The organism is Methylobacterium sp. A54F, assembly GCF_053346035.1.
Map to the genome: position 1 here is coordinate 1 of NZ_JBKFBF010000066.1, position 345 is coordinate 345.

The window sequence follows — 345 nt, forward strand, 5'->3', positions numbered from 1 at the left end:
GGAGCTCGGCGGCGGCATCGAGACGATCTCGGCGCCCCGGTAGGTGCCCCGCACCGGCCGGCGGATCTCGACCCGGTAGGCGGCGAGGTCCGCCGCCGTCAGGATGGCGCCGGCCTCCTGCACCGCCCGCGCGGTCCGCTCCGCCACCGGCCCCGCGTAGAAGGCGTCCGGGCCGCCGGCCGCGATGGCCGAGAGCGTGTCGGCGAGGTCCGTCTGCACCAGCCGCCCGTCCCGCCGGAGCGGGCGGTCGCCGCGGAAGAAGATCGCGCGGCTCGACGGCCAGCGCCCCAGGAGCCCGGCGGCGCGGGGCAGCGAATCGGCGAGGTCGCCGTCGACCGAGATGCC

At 78.8% G+C, this 345-nt stretch carries 1 protein-coding gene; it reads right to left on the bottom strand.

All coding sequences use genetic code 11. From position 1 onward, the window contains the following. Window positions 1–345 (bottom strand): gamma-glutamyltransferase (locus ACLBXP_RS25350; protein WP_447670599.1); only part of this gene is annotated, 345 nt, incomplete at both ends.